16 protein-coding genes, 2 pseudogenes and 1 other annotated feature are annotated in these 15,527 nt (G+C 36.1%); of the genes and pseudogenes, 17 read left to right on the top strand and 1 reads right to left on the bottom strand.

The genetic code is table 11. The features are described 5' to 3' along the window. The first annotated feature begins 4 nt into the window (after nt 1-4). From sigG to U473_RS06700, 16 genes and pseudogenes are all read left to right on the top strand, one after another. Nucleotides 5-784 carry an RNA polymerase sporulation sigma factor SigG gene (gene sigG / locus U473_RS06770; RefSeq protein ID WP_068724669.1) on the top strand — a complete coding sequence of 260 codons (780 nt, stop codon included), beginning with the start codon at nt 5-7 and terminating at the stop codon, nt 782-784. Nucleotides 785-978: 194 nt separating this feature from the next. Then, nucleotides 979-1,269, top strand: a complete 291-nt coding sequence (locus U473_RS06765; RefSeq protein ID WP_082732409.1) for a YlmC/YmxH family sporulation protein — start codon at nt 979-981, stop codon at nt 1,267-1,269. A 149-nt stretch (nt 1,270-1,418) separates the two neighbouring features. Next, nucleotides 1,419-2,248 (top strand): annotated as a pseudogene (pgeF, locus tag U473_RS06760) (peptidoglycan editing factor PgeF). 3 nt (nt 2,249-2,251) lie between these two features. Continuing rightward, complete coding sequence (locus tag U473_RS06755; RefSeq protein ID WP_068724667.1) at nt 2,252-2,938, top strand: YggS family pyridoxal phosphate-dependent enzyme; 687 nt, start codon at nt 2,252-2,254, stop codon at nt 2,936-2,938. 24 nt (nt 2,939-2,962) lie between these two features. Beyond that, nucleotides 2,963-3,367, top strand: coding sequence for a cell division protein SepF (locus U473_RS06750; protein ID WP_068724665.1), 405 nt, complete (start codon nt 2,963-2,965; stop codon nt 3,365-3,367). Nucleotides 3,368-3,370: 3 nt separating this feature from the next. Further along, on the top strand, nt 3,371-3,637 hold the full coding sequence (locus U473_RS06745; protein ID WP_068724662.1) for a YggT family protein: 267 nt from the start codon (nt 3,371-3,373) through the stop codon (nt 3,635-3,637). 36 nt (nt 3,638-3,673) lie between these two features. After that, on the top strand, nt 3,674-4,456 hold the full coding sequence (locus tag U473_RS06740; RefSeq protein ID WP_068724660.1) for a YlmH family RNA-binding protein: 783 nt from the start codon (nt 3,674-3,676) through the stop codon (nt 4,454-4,456). A gap of 69 nt (nt 4,457-4,525) precedes the next feature. Continuing rightward, nucleotides 4,526-5,014 (top strand): DivIVA domain-containing protein, encoded by a 489-nt coding sequence (locus tag U473_RS06735; protein WP_068724657.1) that lies wholly within the window; start codon nt 4,526-4,528, stop codon nt 5,012-5,014. Nucleotides 5,015-5,077: 63 nt separating this feature from the next. Beyond that, nucleotides 5,078-5,296, top strand: a binding site (T-box leader). Nucleotides 5,297-5,413: 117 nt separating this feature from the next. Further along, on the top strand, nt 5,414-8,182 hold the full coding sequence (gene ileS, locus U473_RS06730; RefSeq protein WP_068724655.1) for an isoleucine--tRNA ligase: 2,769 nt from the start codon (nt 5,414-5,416) through the stop codon (nt 8,180-8,182). Nucleotides 8,183-8,303: 121 nt separating this feature from the next. Next, nucleotides 8,304-8,621 carry a DUF5665 domain-containing protein gene (locus U473_RS06725; RefSeq protein WP_068724652.1) on the top strand — a complete coding sequence of 106 codons (318 nt, stop codon included), beginning with the start codon at nt 8,304-8,306 and terminating at the stop codon, nt 8,619-8,621. 12 nt (nt 8,622-8,633) lie between these two features. Beyond that, nucleotides 8,634-9,371 carry a TraR/DksA C4-type zinc finger protein gene (locus U473_RS06720; protein WP_407701920.1) on the top strand — a complete coding sequence of 246 codons (738 nt, stop codon included), beginning with the start codon at nt 8,634-8,636 and terminating at the stop codon, nt 9,369-9,371. A gap of 368 nt (nt 9,372-9,739) precedes the next feature. Continuing rightward, nucleotides 9,740-10,861, top strand: a complete 1,122-nt coding sequence (gene putP, locus U473_RS06715; protein WP_068724648.1) for a sodium/proline symporter PutP — start codon at nt 9,740-9,742, stop codon at nt 10,859-10,861. Between the two features lie 155 nt (nt 10,862-11,016). Next, nucleotides 11,017-12,342 (top strand): annotated as a pseudogene (locus tag U473_RS06710) (ISL3 family transposase). Between the two features lie 62 nt (nt 12,343-12,404). Further along, nucleotides 12,405-12,692 (top strand): RNA polymerase sigma factor, encoded by a 288-nt coding sequence (locus tag U473_RS14240; RefSeq protein ID WP_082732408.1) that lies wholly within the window; start codon nt 12,405-12,407, stop codon nt 12,690-12,692. Continuing rightward, entirely contained in the window at nt 12,689-12,982 is a 294-nt protein-coding gene (locus tag U473_RS14235) for an RNA polymerase sigma factor (protein WP_082732407.1), read from the top strand. Before U473_RS14240 ends, U473_RS14235 begins: the two co-directional genes overlap by 4 nt. Next, nucleotides 12,966-13,751 (top strand): DUF4367 domain-containing protein, encoded by a 786-nt coding sequence (locus tag U473_RS06700; RefSeq protein WP_068724645.1) that lies wholly within the window; start codon nt 12,966-12,968, stop codon nt 13,749-13,751. Before U473_RS14235 ends, U473_RS06700 begins: the two co-directional genes overlap by 17 nt. A 28-nt stretch (nt 13,752-13,779) precedes the next feature. Here the strand turns inward: U473_RS06700 and U473_RS06695 are convergent, their stop codons facing one another. Further along, nucleotides 13,780-14,283, bottom strand: coding sequence for a DUF6147 family protein (locus U473_RS06695; RefSeq protein WP_068724643.1), 504 nt, complete (start codon nt 14,281-14,283; stop codon nt 13,780-13,782). A gap of 543 nt (nt 14,284-14,826) precedes the next feature. On the opposite strand from U473_RS06695, the gene U473_RS06690 reads away from it, so the two are divergent. Then, nucleotides 14,827-15,456, top strand: coding sequence for a hypothetical protein (locus U473_RS06690; protein ID WP_068724641.1), 630 nt, complete (start codon nt 14,827-14,829; stop codon nt 15,454-15,456). Nucleotides 15,457-15,527: the final 71 nt, after the last annotated feature.

Raw genomic sequence — 15,527 nt, 5'->3', positions numbered from 1 at the left:
AATCTTGTCTAGAAGTAAAGTTGAAATCTGCGGTGTAGATACATCCAAATTACCTGTTTTGAAAAATGAGGAAATGAGAAAACTTTTTCAAGCCATGCAACAGGGTGAACATTCGGCTAGGGAAACATTGGTGAATGGAAACCTACGCCTTGTCTTAAGTGTCATCCAACGTTTTAATAATCGCGGCGAATTTGTAGATGATTTATTTCAGGTTGGGTGTATCGGGTTAATGAAAGCTATTGATAACTTTGATCTCAGCCAAAACGTGAAATTCTCCACCTATGCCGTCCCAATGATTATAGGAGAAATTAGACGTTATTTAAGGGATAATAATCCAATTCGAGTATCACGTTCCCTTCGCGATATTGCTTACAAGGCACTTCAAGTAAGGGATGCTTTAACTACCCAAAAGTCTTCTGAGCCAACGATTTATGAAATATCTGAAGTATTAAATGTGCCAAAAGAAGACGTGGTCTTTGCTTTAGATGCAATTCAAGATCCGGTATCCTTATTTGAACCGATTTATCATGATGGAGGAGATCCGATCTATGTAATGGATCAAATTAGTGATGATAAAAATAAGGATATCCATTGGGTAGAAGAAATTGCGTTAAAACAAGCGCTAAATCGTCTTAATGATCGAGAAAAAATGATTTTATCGATGAGGTTTTACGATGGAAAAACCCAAATGGAAGTAGCTGAAGAAATCGGCATTTCTCAGGCCCAAGTGTCAAGGTTAGAAAAGGCCGCTATTCAGCAAATGCATAAGTATATCAAAACATAAATCATTTTGCTTAGTGAGGTCAATCTGATAAGGTTGACCTTTATTAAAAAATAAGAAACTTTCTTCCGCTTGTCATTTAGAGGTTTGTATATTCCATAAGCAGATGAATATACAAACCTTTTCTTAATGGTACATTTTTGGCAATCTTCACATATATATATTAGGAAAGAAGAAAAAGATTGGGTGAGCTGAAAATGATTAAAATTTCAGAGTTCCAAACGAAAGATGTCATTAATATATTTGATGGTAAGAAATTAGGATCGGTACAAGACTTAGATATAGACTTAAGAAATGGACGAGTTGAAGCATTGATCGTCCCCAGTCAAGGAAAATTATTCGGACTTTTTGCAAATGGGGCTGAGTATATTATTCCTTGGAAAAATATTGTAAAAATTGGATTAGATGTAATTTTAGTGAAATTAGATGATCGATCCTATCGTTCAACTGAATTGGATGAGTATGACCCTTTTAGAAAAACAAATTAAAATATCATTATGCATTTCTTTTAAAATATTCATGGATCCCATAAAAGTAATATGAATTGGCTTCGAAGGAAGTCTTCACTTTTGTGGGTTATTTTATTTGGTGAATCGACCCATATTCTATGATAATATAGGAGAAAAGGAGTGTTGATATGGAAGCGTTTGTACAAGTAGACAAACCGATACCTTATCTTGTGATCAAAAAGTGGGAACAAGAGAATCCTAATCTAAGTGTAGGTTTTTCTACTAGACAGGGTGGTCAAAGTAAAGGCAACTACCAATCTATGAATTTGGCACTCCATGTAGGGGATGACCCAACAGATGTCGTAGCAAATCGCCAGATACTAGCCAGAGCATTAGGGTTTTCCTTTGATGCTTGGACTTCAGCTGAACAGGTTCATGGGAACAATATCAAAGTGGTTACCCTTGCTGAGAGGGGAAAAGGACGGAGAATTCGCGAAGATGCGATTCAAGATACAGATGGCCTAGTAACAAATATTCCAGATATCGTATTAACGGTTTATTTTGCAGATTGTGTTCCAATCTATTTTTATGACCCTATCAAACAGATTATAGGATTGGCTCATGCAGGATGGAAAGGAACGGTTCTAAAAATTGCAGAAAAAATGATTCAAACGTTTGTAGATTCTTTTCAGTCAAACGTCAATGATATTCAAGTTGCGATCGGTCCAGCGATTGGTCAGTGCTGCTATGAAGTCAATGATCAAGTCATCAATCCAATGCAATCTTCGCTTCAATTTATTCCACCAGAAATGGTGATCGACAAGAAAAATGGGCATTTTGATTTAGATTTAAAAAAATAAATAAAGAAATACTATTAGAAGCAGGAATTTTGCCGGAAAATATCGAAATTTCATCATGGTGTACTAATTGCAATGTTGATTTATTTTTTTCACATCGAAAAGAACAGGGAAAAACAGGGCGTATGGCTGCTTGGATTGGACTTAGGAAGGATGAGTAAGTTGTGCAATTAAAAGAAAATGTACTGAATGTAAAAGAAAGGATACGGTTTGCTTGTGAACGAAGTGGTAGAGACCCAAAGGAGATCCAATTGATTGCAGTTACAAAATATCTAGATATCGATCAAACCAAACAAGTATTAGACTTTGGTTTAGACCATATTGCAGAAAATAAAGTTCAACAGGTACTAAAAAAATATGAAGTACTTAAAGATCAAGGTACATGGCATTTTATCGGGCATTTACAAACTAACAAAGTAAAACAATTACTTGGAAAATTTGATTACCTTCATTCCCTTGATCGTTTTTCCTTGGCTCAAGAAATCAATAAGCGGGCAAAATTACAAAATCTAAAAGTACAAGCCTTTATTCAAGTGAATATTTCTGGAGAAACGACTAAATCTGGTTTAGCACCAGAAGAATTGCTTGAATTTGTAGAAAAAGTTCGTTTATTAGATTCTATTCGCATTGTTGGTTTAATGACAATGGCTCCCTTTGTTGAAGAAAAAGAGGTAATAAGGCCTATTTTTCGTCGATTAAGGGAATTAAGAGATGAGATTAATGATAATGGCATTCTAGGATACACAATTCATGAATTATCAATGGGTATGTCCAACGATTTTGAGGTTGCCATCGAAGAAGGGGCAACATTTATTCGTCTAGGTACAGTTCTTTTTAAAGGAGAAGTATAAACATTTGAATGGAGGAATGAAAAAATGATGGGGAAAATCATGGGTTTTTTGGGCCTTCAGGATGAAGAGGTTGTAGAAGAGATAGAAGGTCAAGAATCTGAAGATGAGGTTTTTTTAAGTCGAAGAAACAAAAATAATAATGTCGTAAGCTTACATACTCAGAAAAATGTAAAAATGGTTTTAGCTGAACCTAGATCCTATGAGGAAGCACAGGAGATTGCTGATCATTTACGGTCTCATCGCCCGATTATTGTTAATTTACAACGACTTTCACCAGATCAAGCGAGAAGAGTAGTAGATTTTTTAAGTGGTTGTGTCTATGCTTTGAATGGTGACATCAAAAAAATTGGTACAAGTATCTTTTTATGCACTCCAGAAAATATTGATATTGAAGGAGCGATTACTGAAATTCTTCAGGAGGATGAATAACAAATGTACTCTATTATTTCAATCGTAGATACAATCTTTCAAATCTATTTTTGGCTTATTTTTGCCTATATTTTGATGTCATGGGTTCCGCAAATGAGAGAAACGCCTGTAGGAGAACTATTAGGTAAACTTGTCGAACCTTATTTACGACCCTTTAGAAAAATTATCCCACCTATTGGGATGATTGATATTTCACCAATCGTTGCCTTTTTCGCACTTGATTTTATCCGAGAAGGGCTAAAAACTGTTTTAAGATTTTTATTCTTATAAAGCATTTGTAAAGTAATCATCTTTGGGGGAACTTACATGTCACATGATCATATTATGCATCATTATCGTAAAGAAGAGCAGCCTTTTGTAGAACGGGTGATTGAATGGGTAGAGCGAGCAGAGAAGACTCATACTTCTATCCGAACTGATTTTGTTGACCCTAGGCAAAAGCAAATCATTCAAAACATCGTCAATTCTTCTATGGATCTGACGATGTTTTTTGATGGGGGATATACTGAAGCTGAAAGAGGTAGAGTGCTGATTGCACCCTATTATTTTTCCTATGATCCTAAGGAAATGGGGCTAACCTTTTTTAAAGTGATTGGGGAGAATAAATTTACAACATTAACTCATAGGGATTACATGGGTGCGCTTTTGAATATTGGAATAAAACGTGAAAAATTTGGAGATATCCTTGTTTCAGATACGGATAAACAATACATTGTTGCTAGTGAAGTTGCTGATTATATTAGAATGCAGCTTACTCATGTAGGAAGGGTTCCTGTTCGACTTGAGGAAATCGCTAGAGAAAATGTAAAACCCCCAATTCAACAGATTGAGGAAATGTTTTTGACCGTTTCTTCGCTACGTGTTGATGCGATATCGAGTGATGTTTTTCGACTGTCTCGGACAAAAATATCTGAATGGATTAAAGGGAAACATTTAAAAGTAAATTGGCAAATCATTGATCAAACCGATTATAAGCTTCAAGTAGGTGATATCGTTTCTTTAAATGGATTTGGTCGCTTTAAGTTTTTAGAGGACGAAGGAATCACCAAAAAAGGCCGTATCCGTGTAAAAATAGGTCGATGGAGCTAAAAAAATTGCAGGATTTTTGGATTCTATGTCGAAATAAGTATGACAAAATATGATTTGGAGGTGTTTTTGGTGCCTTTAACACCATTGGACATACATAACAAAGAATTTAGTAAAGCGTTTCGTGGGTATAATGAAGATGAAGTAAATGAATTTTTGGATCAAGTGATTAAAGATTATGAAGCTTTAATTCGCCAAAACAAAGACCTTGAGGAAAAGATAATACAATTAAATGAAAGACTTAGCCATTTTTCTAATATTGAAGAAAGCTTAAGTAAATCGATTATTGTAGCGCAAGAAACAGCTGAAGAAGTGAAAGCAAATGCAAAAAAAGAAGCGCAATTGATTGTCAAAGAAGCTGAAAAAAATGCAGATCGTATCATCAACGAGTCTCTAATGAAATCAAGAACGATTTCCCTAGAAATTGAAGAATTGAAAAAAAGAGCAGCCATTTATCGTACGAGATTCCGTACTCTTTTAGAAGCACAGCTTGAGATGTTAGAATCTCAAAGCTGGGAAGAGCTTGAGAGAACTGAAGAAGAGGATCGGGTTAGCGTATAAACCATTGACTTTGAGTCAATAATTAGGTATACTGCATATCATTAAATAAACAAATGAAACGAATATGAAACGAGGATTGGGATCTGTCAACTAGACCCCAGATTTAAGCGAGCTAGGGTTGGTGTGAGCCTAGTAATTTGGACTATGTTGAATATCACCCATGAGTTACTTTTCTGAATGCATTGAAAAACAAGTAAGAAAAGTCGGTTTAATCCGTTATCTTTTATAAGTGGCTATATACGCTATTAGGGTGGTACCGCGGGTAACCTTCTCGTCCCTTGACTTTGGATGAGAAGGTTTTTTTTCATATTCGTGAAGCCTTATAAAAGGGATTGGAATTGGCTTTTAAGTGAGCCGTTGCTTTTATGGGCTGAAAAGTTGTAAGAAGGAGTGAGTTGAATGGATTATGGGACGACATTAAATCTGTTAAAAACAGATTTTCCAATGAGAGGAAATCTTCCAAATAAAGAGCCAGAGATTGAGCAATGGTGGGATGAGATCAATATTTATCAAAAAGTGCAGGAATCAAAAAAAGGGAAGCCAACATTTATTCTTCATGATGGTCCTCCTTATGCGAATGGAGATATCCATATTGGCCATGCACTGAACAAGATTTTGAAAGATATCATCGTTCGTTTTAAAACCATGCAGGGCTATAATGCACCTTATGTTCCTGGTTGGGATACTCACGGATTACCAATCGAGCATGCTATTATTAAAAATGAAAAAATTAACCGTCATGAAATTGGACCGATTGAGTTTAGAAACCGTTGTCGAGATTATGCTCTTTCTTATGTTGAAAAGCAAAAGGGACAGTTTAAACGTTTAGGTATAAGAGGAGACTTTGAAAATCCTTATATTACCCTAAAGCCAGAATATGAAGCAAGACAATTAAAAGTATTTGGCGAAATGGCAAAAAAGGGACTCATCTACAAGGGGCTTAAACCTGTTTATTGGTCACCCTCTTCTGAGTCTGCACTAGCCGAGGCGGAAATTGAATATAAAGAAAAACGTTCTGCCTCGATTTATGTAGCTTTTGAAGTCGTTGATGGAAAAGGTAAACTTCCAGAGGGTTCAAATGTTGTCATTTGGACGACAACACCTTGGACCATACCAGCAAACCTTGCTATTTCTATTCATCCGGAATTTGATTATGTCCTATACAAAGTAGAATCTGGACAATATTTAGTGGCTAAAGAACTATTAGACCATGTGAAAGAAGAAATTGGTTTTGAGCATGTAGAAATTGTTAAGGAATTTAAGGGTGAAGAGTTAGAAGGGGTAGTCACAAAACACCCATTTTATGATCGAATCTCACCTGTTATTCTTGGTGAGCATGTAACATTAGAGGCTGGAACAGGATGCGTTCATACTGCACCTGGTCATGGAGAAGATGACTTTTATGTTGGCCAGAAATATGGTTTAGATGTCTTATCGCCAATCGATGACCAAGGGAAATTCACAAAAGAAGCACCCGGCTTTGAAGGTTTGTTCTATGAAGATGCTAATAAAGAGGTGACAAAAAAGCTAGCTGAAGTTGGTAAACTTCTCAAACTTGGCTTTATTAAACACCAATACCCACACGATTGGCGCTCAAAACAACCAGTGATTTACCGGGCAACTGAACAATGGTTTGCGTCGATTGAACCGATTCGTCAAACGATGTTAGAAGAAATTAAAAATGTGAAATGGGTTCCGCATTGGGGAGAACTACGGTTGCATAATATGGTTGCTGATCGAGGAGATTGGTGTATATCTCGCCAACGGATTTGGGGCGTACCGATTCCAATCTTCTATTGTAAGGATTGTGGAGAAACGATTCTTAACGATCAAACCATTCACCATGTTGCAGATTTAGTAGCAATGGAAGGCTCTAATGTATGGTTTGCCAAAGAGGCGGATGAGTTGGTACCAGAAGGCACTTCTTGTCCATCTTGTGGGGGAACTCATTTTAGAAAAGAAACAGATATTATGGATGTATGGTTTGACTCTGGTTCAAGCCATGAAGGTGTTTTAGAAGCAAGAGAAGAATTACGAAGACCAGCCGATCTTTATTTAGAAGGCTCTGACCAATATCGTGGTTGGTTCAATTCTTCCCTATCTACCAGCGTTGCTGTAACGGGAAAAGCACCCTATAAAGCAGTCTTAAGTCATGGTTTCACCTTGGATGGCGAAGGTAGAAAAATGTCTAAGTCCTTAGGGAATGTGATTGTGCCGCAGAAGATTGTTGATCAATTGGGAGCAGATATTCTCCGTCTTTGGGTTGCTTCTGTTGATTATCAATCAGATGTTCGGATTTCCGATAACATTTTGAAACAGATCTCAGAAGTATACCGAAAAATTAGGAATACTTTAAGATTCTTAGTTGGTAATTTAGAAGGGTTTAATCCGCAAAAAGATCAAGTCGCTTTGAAAGAGATGAACGAACTTGATCAATTTGCCATGATGAGAACCAAACAATTGATTGATAAAGTCATTAAGGGCTATGATGCTTATGAATTTCATAGTGTTTATCAATCGATTCACAATTTCTGTACCGTCGACATGAGTGCATTTTACCTAGACATTATTAAAGACCGTTTATATACCCAACCACTTCATTCACCAACTCGAAAAGCAGCTCAAACCGTATTATATGAAGTTTTATTGGTATTAGTGAAATTGATTGCACCTATTCTCCCTCACACAGCTGATGAGATTTGGAAATTCATCCCTGAAGTGAACGAGATTAGCGTTCAGCTTACTGAATTTCCGGATTGGTCTCATATTGAAGTAGACCAGTCATTGATGGAGAAATGGGAACAATTCTTAGATGTCCGCGATGAGGTTTTAAAAGCTTTAGAAGTGGCTCGTAAGGATAAGTTAATCGGCCATTCACTTGCTGCAGCTGTTACGATCTATCCATCAACAGAGGTCGCAAAATTATTAAATCAATTTAATGATTTAGATAAATTATTTATTGTTTCCCATGTGGACGTGAAAGAAGAACAGGCACCAGAAAATGCGATGCAACTTGAAGGATTAAGTGTTCATGTAACTCAAGCAGAAGGAGAAAAATGTCAGCGATGCTGGATAGTTAGTCCTGAAGTAGGACATAAGCACCCAGAATTATGCCCAACTTGTGCTGAAATTGTAGAAGAGCACTACCACGATTTAGTAACCGAATAATATTTTGTGATAAAAAGCTTAGGAGATAAATTCCTAAGCTTTTTATTCTTTTATAACCAAAAGATGCTTAGATTTAATATAAAAGGAGTAAACTATCTTTAATGATTTAGGAGGGAATTAGATGGCAGATAAATCCAACTCACATACGATTGAAACCATTGGAAAAAAATTAGATGAATTAGCCATTCAAATGGAACGGGTTCAGATCGCCGATTATATCGCCTTATTAAATAAACCAAGACGACTATTTTTTCTTAATCTCATGACAGGAATTGCCAGGGGTATAGGCATCGCCTTAGGATTTACCATTTTTGCGGCGACGATTATTTATTTTTTACAAAAACTTGGTGCTCTTAATTTACCGATTATTGGTGATTATATCGCTGAAATAGTAAAGATTGTCCAAGCTCAATTAAATGTGGATGCAAGCATAAGGTAAGGAGTGGTTATGGTGAGAAAGGACAAACTAGAACAGTTAAAAAAACAATTGATTGAAGAAAAAAATGAAATTCTAGAGGAAATGAAACATAATAACAGTTATGGATTAGATGAAAATATGAATGATTCAATTGGAGAATTATCAGGATATGATAATCATCCAGCGGATATTGGTACTGAGCTTTTTGAAAGGTCGAAGGATATTGCTTTAGAAGAGAATCATTTCCATTTACTTGAACAAATTAACGAAGCGTTAGAACGAATGGAACAAGGATCCTATGGTTATTGTCTAACTTGTCATAAAGAGATTCCCTTTGAACGTCTACAAGCTGTTCCTTATGCTAAATATTGTATTAAACATCAAACTAATAATTCAATCTCGTTGCAAAGACCTATTGAGGAAGAATTTCTTACTCCACCTTTTGGCCGCACAAGTTTAGACGAAAAAGAAGATCAAACGATTGGGTTTGATGGAGAAGATGCATGGCAAGCGATAGCGAGATTTGGTACTTCTAATCCGGCAGATTATTTTCGTGATGGAACTGATTATGACCATTTATATATAGAGAGTCGGGAACCAGATGGGTATGTCGAACCAGTTGAAGGTTTTATTATTACCGACATGGATGGGAATCCAAGCGATGATCAAATCGATGTGATTCGAAATGAAGCGTATGAGGCATACATTGAAAATGAAGAAGGAGAAGAAGGAATCTCTGAAGTGCATAAAGAGGATCAAGAACAAGGATAAGAAAATCAATCCATTCCAATAAAATTTATAATAAAGATGAAATGACCCTAGCTTAGAACTAGGGTTTTATTTTGAGCGTTGAAATGACAATCTGATTCTGAAAAAGCTTTTGATTAAATATAATCTTAAAGAGAATAAAAATTAGATATTTTATTTTTCAAATTTTCAGTTTATTTAGATCTAAAGTGGTATGATATAATTATTTTACAAAATTGCAACATCACCTTAAATGAAACAATCAAGGAGGTGCAGGATGGGATGGAGTATTCTTTACCTACGTTTACTTGGTTCTGGCTTTATGTGCCAATGAGTTTACTTGTTGTATTTTCCATGATTAGTTATTTTCTTGAAAGGAGGGAGGAATAAAGATGCACATGGCGATAGAAACCATAGTTTCCTTTGTTTTTTATATTTTATTAATGATTGCAATTGGTATTTGGAGTTATCGCAAGACGAATACCATTGATGATTATGTGCTAGGTGGACGATCATTAAATGGCTGGGTTACAGCTTTAAGCGCTCAAGCAAGCGATATGAGTGGATGGCTCTTATTAGGACTGCCTGGTGCCGCATATGCTTCAGGTTTAAGTGCGATGTGGATTGGGATTGGTTTAGCTATAGGGACTTATTTAAACTGGCAATTCGTTGCAAAGCGTTTACGACGTTATACAGAAGTAGTAAATTCAATTACGATTTCCGATTACTTTGAGAACCGTTTTAAAGACCGTACTCATTTACTTCGTATTATTTCCGCATTTTTAATCTTAACCTTCTTCTTATTTTATACAGCTTCAGGACTTGTAGCTGGAGGTAAATTGTTTGAAGGTACTTTTGGGATGGATTATAAAATTGCACTTTTTGTAGGGGCATTTGTTATTATTTCCTATACATTCTTAGGTGGTTATCTAGCTGTTAGCTGGACAGATTTTGTTCAGGGAAGTCTAATGTTTTTGGCGTTACTATTTGTACCGATTGTGACGATTACACAGATTGGTGGGATTGGAGAGCTCTGGAATCATTTAGGCGCATTAAACCCCGATTTGTTAGATTCAACTAAGACCGTCAGTTATGATGCTGCGAAGGAAATTTTTTGGGTAACAACCAACACGAATTTTGACCTCATTGCCGTTTTATCCTTAATGGCATGGGGACTAGGATATTTTGGGCAACCTCATATTTTAGTCCGCTTTATGGGGATCCGTTCCGCAAACGAGATCAAAAAATCACGTTTGATTGCTGTTACATGGGTAGTACTTGCTTTATGGGGAGCCTTATTTGTTGGGTTTATTGGAATCGCCTATCACCAAGCAGGTATAACAGGTTTTGAAAATGGGTTGGCTGACCAAGAGCAAGTGTTTATCCAAATGGTACAGATTCTATTTAACCCATGGGTTGCAGGGATCTTACTTGCTGCGATTTTAGCAGCCATTATGAGTACGATTGATTCTCAATTATTAGTTTCATCTAGTGCCTTGGCAGAAGATTTTTAGGGTATTCGGATTATGTGGTGGAATTCAGTTAAAGACAAACATTTTACCTCATTTCTATAAATCGGATTTTTTGGTGGAAGACAAAGAACCCTTTTGGTATAATATTTTAATAATTCTAATATTTTCTTGATTAAAAATAGATTTGAGGCAATACGATGAACATATTGAATCTATCACAATTAAAGGTATTAAACGTTTTTGAAGATAAAAATAACTATCAAATACTAGCGGAGTCTGCCTCTCCACCTTCTTTTTGTCCTCATTGCGGATGTGTAGCCAATCTATATAAACATGATAATAGAAAACAGTTATACATGGATTTACCGATGCATGGCAAGCGAGTCGGAATAGTGGTCAGTCGACAACGTTATAAATGCCGGGAATGCAATAAAACATTTTGGGAACGTTTGGATAATGTGATGGATGAAAAACGGGCAAGTACTAAAAGATTGGTTGAATATATTGAAAAACAATCCCTTAGCCATACACTTGTCAGTATTGCTGAAGAAATCGGTATAGACGAGAAAACAGTACGGAATATCTTTTGAGATTATGTCAATCGTTTGGAGGAAAAGATTATATTTGAGACACCGCAATGGCTAGGAATTGATGAAATTCATGTAATAAAACCACGCTGTATCTTTACCAATATTAAAGAGCGAACGATGCTAGATATCTTGCCGAACCGAAATAAAGACACGGTGATTCAATACCTATCCAAACTTCCTAATAAAAACCGCATTCAATATGTCACCATGGACATGTGGCAGCCGTATCGAGATGCTGTTAGACAAATCCTGCCACAAGCTCAGATTATTGTTGATAAATTTCATGTGGTACGGATGGCAAATGATGCTCTGGAAACCGTGAGAAAAGAGATAAGGTCTCAATTATCGGCAAAAGAAAGAAGAATACTCATGCATAATCGATTCATTTTACTGAAACGAAAACACGATTTAGATGAACGGGAACAATTAATACTTGATACCTGGGTGAACAACTTTGAAGCCCTTGGGAAAGCCTATCACGCCAAGGAATCTTTCTTTGAAATATGGGACAACCCTTCACATAAAGTAAGTCCATTTACTAGATACAAAGCATGGGAATCAAAGTTGCCGGTAGAGATTCATTATGCCTTTAATTCTTTGTTAAAAGCCGTTCAGAATTGGAGAAATGAAATATTCGCTTATTTTGATCATCCAATTACAAACGCCTATACCGAATCGATTAACAGTCTAATCAGAGTAATGAATCGTTTAGGCAGAGGGTATTCTTTTGAAGCCTTAAGAGCGAAGATCTTGTTTACAGAAGGGTTACATAAAACAAAGACACCCATTTATCGTAAATCTGATATTTATAATCATCCATTCCGGGATATTCTACCTGACATACTTCATATGACCTCTATAAATCAAAAAATATTAAACTTTGGTATAGATATAGAAATGTTGATGAAGAAATTGCAGGAAGAAAAATTATAATCTTTTATGTCGCCTATTTTTAAAAAGACGATGACATAAACTTAAAGGGGGGCTGGTATATAATGAAAGATTCTATACCCCAGTTTCAATCAGAAAAACATCAGTTAGAACGAGTCATATTCGAAATGTTCTATCATCGTGTATATAACACAGCTTATTTTATCATACAGGATCGACATTTAGCACAGGATGTTGTGCAGGAAACCTTTTTTAAAGCATTTCAGAACATGCACAAGGTTGAGGACGGTCATAAGTTAGGAGCATGGTTGGGAACCATTGCTACTAGGACGGCTATTGATTTTTTAAGAAAAGTAAAAAACGAAACGATTTTGTTGCAGAAAACGTCATGATAGATGAAACCATAAACCATGCAAAAGAATCTTCCGTCGAGCAGGTCATTGAGGAACAATTCTTGAAAAACTTGATCCAACAAAACATTGCCGGGCTAAAAGCGGAATACAAACAAGTCATTGTTTTAAAATATGAGTACGATTTACATGATAAAGAAATTGCTCAAGTATTAGAAATAAGTGTTAGTGCTGTGAAATCGCGGCTTCACCGGGCAAGATTAACGCTAAAAAAATTATTAGAGAACAACCCAGATGTAAGGGATGTGGTCAATCATGAGAAAATCAACTGATCGTGATATCGATCAATGGATTAAAGAGGCGGTCAGGGAAGAAATCCAAAATAGTCCTCCACCCCCGTTAACCACTCAGGAGGCATGGGAGCAATTAAGTCAGCGATTACATGAACCACAGCAAAATAAATATACGAAAAGAAGTTGGCCTTTCTTTAGATCCAAGCTTTTTTATGTGGCCTGTATCATGGTGGTTATGATTTTTGTATTATGGAAACCTAATAACAGCTCAGCCTTTGCCAAATTGACAGAAATGTTTCATAAAGTACAGGGTACGATCGTTCAATTATTTGTCAATGTAGGGAACCTGCCGGACAAAGATGAAAACGCGCCAACATCTGAGGATTTTGTTATTATAGAAGGGTCAGAAATTACGTCAGAAAAAATGAGTTTGGAAGAGGCCCAAAAACAAACCGCCTTTACGATCAAAATTCCTCAGAAGATACCTGAAGAATTTACATTAAATTCCGTAACGGTAATTAAGCAAAAAAATCAGCCAAACAAGGAAGTTTATTTACATTATCAAGGAAGTCAACGTATGTTTATGATATACGAAAAAACGATCGATGATTCATTTGGTGCGTCCGTGATGGCAGATGAAGAAGATACTAAAATCGAAGAAGTAAACATTCATGGGCAGCAAGCACGCTTGCTCACATATAAAAATGAAACTTTGGAATTGGTTTGGGTGACGTCAAATTACTATTTTTCAATATCCGGGAAACTCTCTAGGGAAGAAATTATCAACATTGCCAAATCCATTCAATAAAGGGGGCTTAAACAAGTCCCCCTTTTCATTAATCGACATAAATGTAAGTCGAAGTGCTATTTCCTTGTTCCACTGTACCTCCTTCGTTTATCCAATGTAGAGCACGAGTTCGATAGTAATAACCGGCAACAACCAGTACATCTTTCCCACCAGAGACTACAGATGTATTGTAATCTTTAAATTCCCCCATATAAACAACATCCACCCACTGACCTTTTGTCGAATCCCATCTTTGTAAATAAAGATTAACCGCTATCGTGTCGACTGAAGAGTATGCTGTGGTATTTCCGCTTACGGTTATAGTAGTTCCTGAAGCACTAATAAAACTCTTCCCTCCCATAAGTAATTGCGTGGCTTGGATCCTAGTTTCTATGCTCCCTTCTCCCCTTTTAGGATTCTTAGAAGCTTCTCCTTCCGTTGGCGCTGGAGGAAGTTGATATTTTCCCTCTGCCAAACTACTTTCCGGTAATATAAATCCACCGATCAAAACCACAGTTAATAATAGGATTCCTAACAATTTTAAATTTCGCATCATTTCTACTCCCTTCATAATGATTTCAATGGGTAAGACGCAAGTTTTATTAAAAGAGATTCGATTTTGAAACAAGTTTTTTAAAAAACGAATCTTTCCCTACAAAAGAAACGTCTTGTTATATAGAAAGTTACCATCAATAATACCCAAATGATATTTTGAAATTCCGAAAAAAGGGAGGGAGTTTCATGAATCGAATTTTATCGTTGTTAAGTAGTGACCACAAGAACCTTTGCAAAGGGAAATTAAACCTTAATCTACTACTTAACCCCTTTGCTCTAAGACAAATCTGAAAAAGGGGGTGAACCTATTAGTATCCCATCTGTTTGTAAAAAAATAATTAGAAAGGAGTGTGTCTATTTATGGAACCGTAGCAAACACCTTGATGAAAAAAAAGAATGTGAACTAAAAATTTTATGGAGAAGTAAATTGCAGTATATCAACAGATGATGATTTACATTGGTTTTCAATAAAATCTTTTGACACCCCACCAACGGCTCAAACCACTGGTATATTAATATTTTAAGAGAGGGAGTTTTGGTTATGAAAAAAATTGTTAGTTTAGTTTTATCTGTAGTTTTTATAATGTCTCTGCCAGTCGCTGGATTTGCAGAAAAACAAGAACCTCAAACAGATATGTCAGGATTCAGTCCAATTCAACATTATTTGGAGCAGGAAGGAATTAATAAAATAAAGAACAAAAAAGATAAATCTGGGGATGTAACTATACAGTCTAGTCAAGCCAAGGAATACTCGATTCCTGGAGGTAAAGGTACATTGACTTCAAATACTTGGAGAAGTACTTTCTCTACTAAATCAGGTAATACTTTACAATGGGATTATCAAGTTTCAGCAGTATATGATGGTACATGGACAGTTGAAAGAATAAGAACAACATGGCAAGGTTCAGCAAACTTAAGGAATTCTGCAAGCATTTCTCTAGGCATCTCTGGTAGTGGAGTTTCGGCTAGTTCAAGTGAGTCATGGCAAAACATTAAGACTGTAGCCAAATACTGGGAGAATACTAATGGTGCTACAATGTCATGGTATTCGAGTAATATGATAGTTTCTCCAGAACAAGATTACCAAGCGTTTACAATTGCTTTAGTAAATACTGCGTTAGTTAAGCTTAATGGTGATAATATGGTATATCAGATAAGTTCAGGCGTGTAAAATGCAGAAAAAATCACTAGCGTTGCATAAATATAGTCGAAATTTTCAGTAAATATGTTTTTGTGAATTAG

Origin of the sequence: Tepidibacillus decaturensis (assembly GCF_001561915.1) — a bacterium.
In the GTDB taxonomy this organism is placed as follows: Bacteria; Bacillota; Bacilli; order Tepidibacillales; family Tepidibacillaceae; genus Tepidibacillus_B; species Tepidibacillus_B infernus.
This window is presented reverse-complemented; position numbering and strand designations above follow the sequence as displayed.

Coding starts and splice junctions, on each gene's coding strand:
- U473_RS06765 (WP_082732409.1), top strand. CDS start 979: ATGATTAAAATTTCAGAGTTCCAAACGAAAGATGTCATTAATATATTT.
- U473_RS06750 (WP_068724665.1), top strand. CDS start 2,963: ATGATGGGGAAAATCATGGGTTTTTTGGGCCTTCAGGATGAAGAGGTT.
- U473_RS06745 (WP_068724662.1), top strand. CDS start 3,371: ATGTACTCTATTATTTCAATCGTAGATACAATCTTTCAAATCTATTTT.
- U473_RS06740 (WP_068724660.1), top strand. CDS start 3,674: ATGTCACATGATCATATTATGCATCATTATCGTAAAGAAGAGCAGCCT.
- ileS (WP_068724655.1), top strand. CDS start 5,414: ATGGATTATGGGACGACATTAAATCTGTTAAAAACAGATTTTCCAATG.
- U473_RS06725 (WP_068724652.1), top strand. CDS start 8,304: ATGGCAGATAAATCCAACTCACATACGATTGAAACCATTGGAAAAAAA.
- putP (WP_068724648.1), top strand. CDS start 9,740: ATGCACATGGCGATAGAAACCATAGTTTCCTTTGTTTTTTATATTTTA.
- U473_RS14240 (WP_082732408.1), top strand. CDS start 12,405: ATGAAAGATTCTATACCCCAGTTTCAATCAGAAAAACATCAGTTAGAA.
- U473_RS14235 (WP_082732407.1), top strand. CDS start 12,689: ATGATAGATGAAACCATAAACCATGCAAAAGAATCTTCCGTCGAGCAG.
- U473_RS06700 (WP_068724645.1), top strand. CDS start 12,966: ATGAGAAAATCAACTGATCGTGATATCGATCAATGGATTAAAGAGGCG.
- U473_RS06695 (WP_068724643.1), bottom strand. CDS start 14,283: ATGCGAAATTTAAAATTGTTAGGAATCCTATTATTAACTGTGGTTTTG.
- U473_RS06690 (WP_068724641.1), top strand. CDS start 14,827: ATGAAAAAAATTGTTAGTTTAGTTTTATCTGTAGTTTTTATAATGTCT.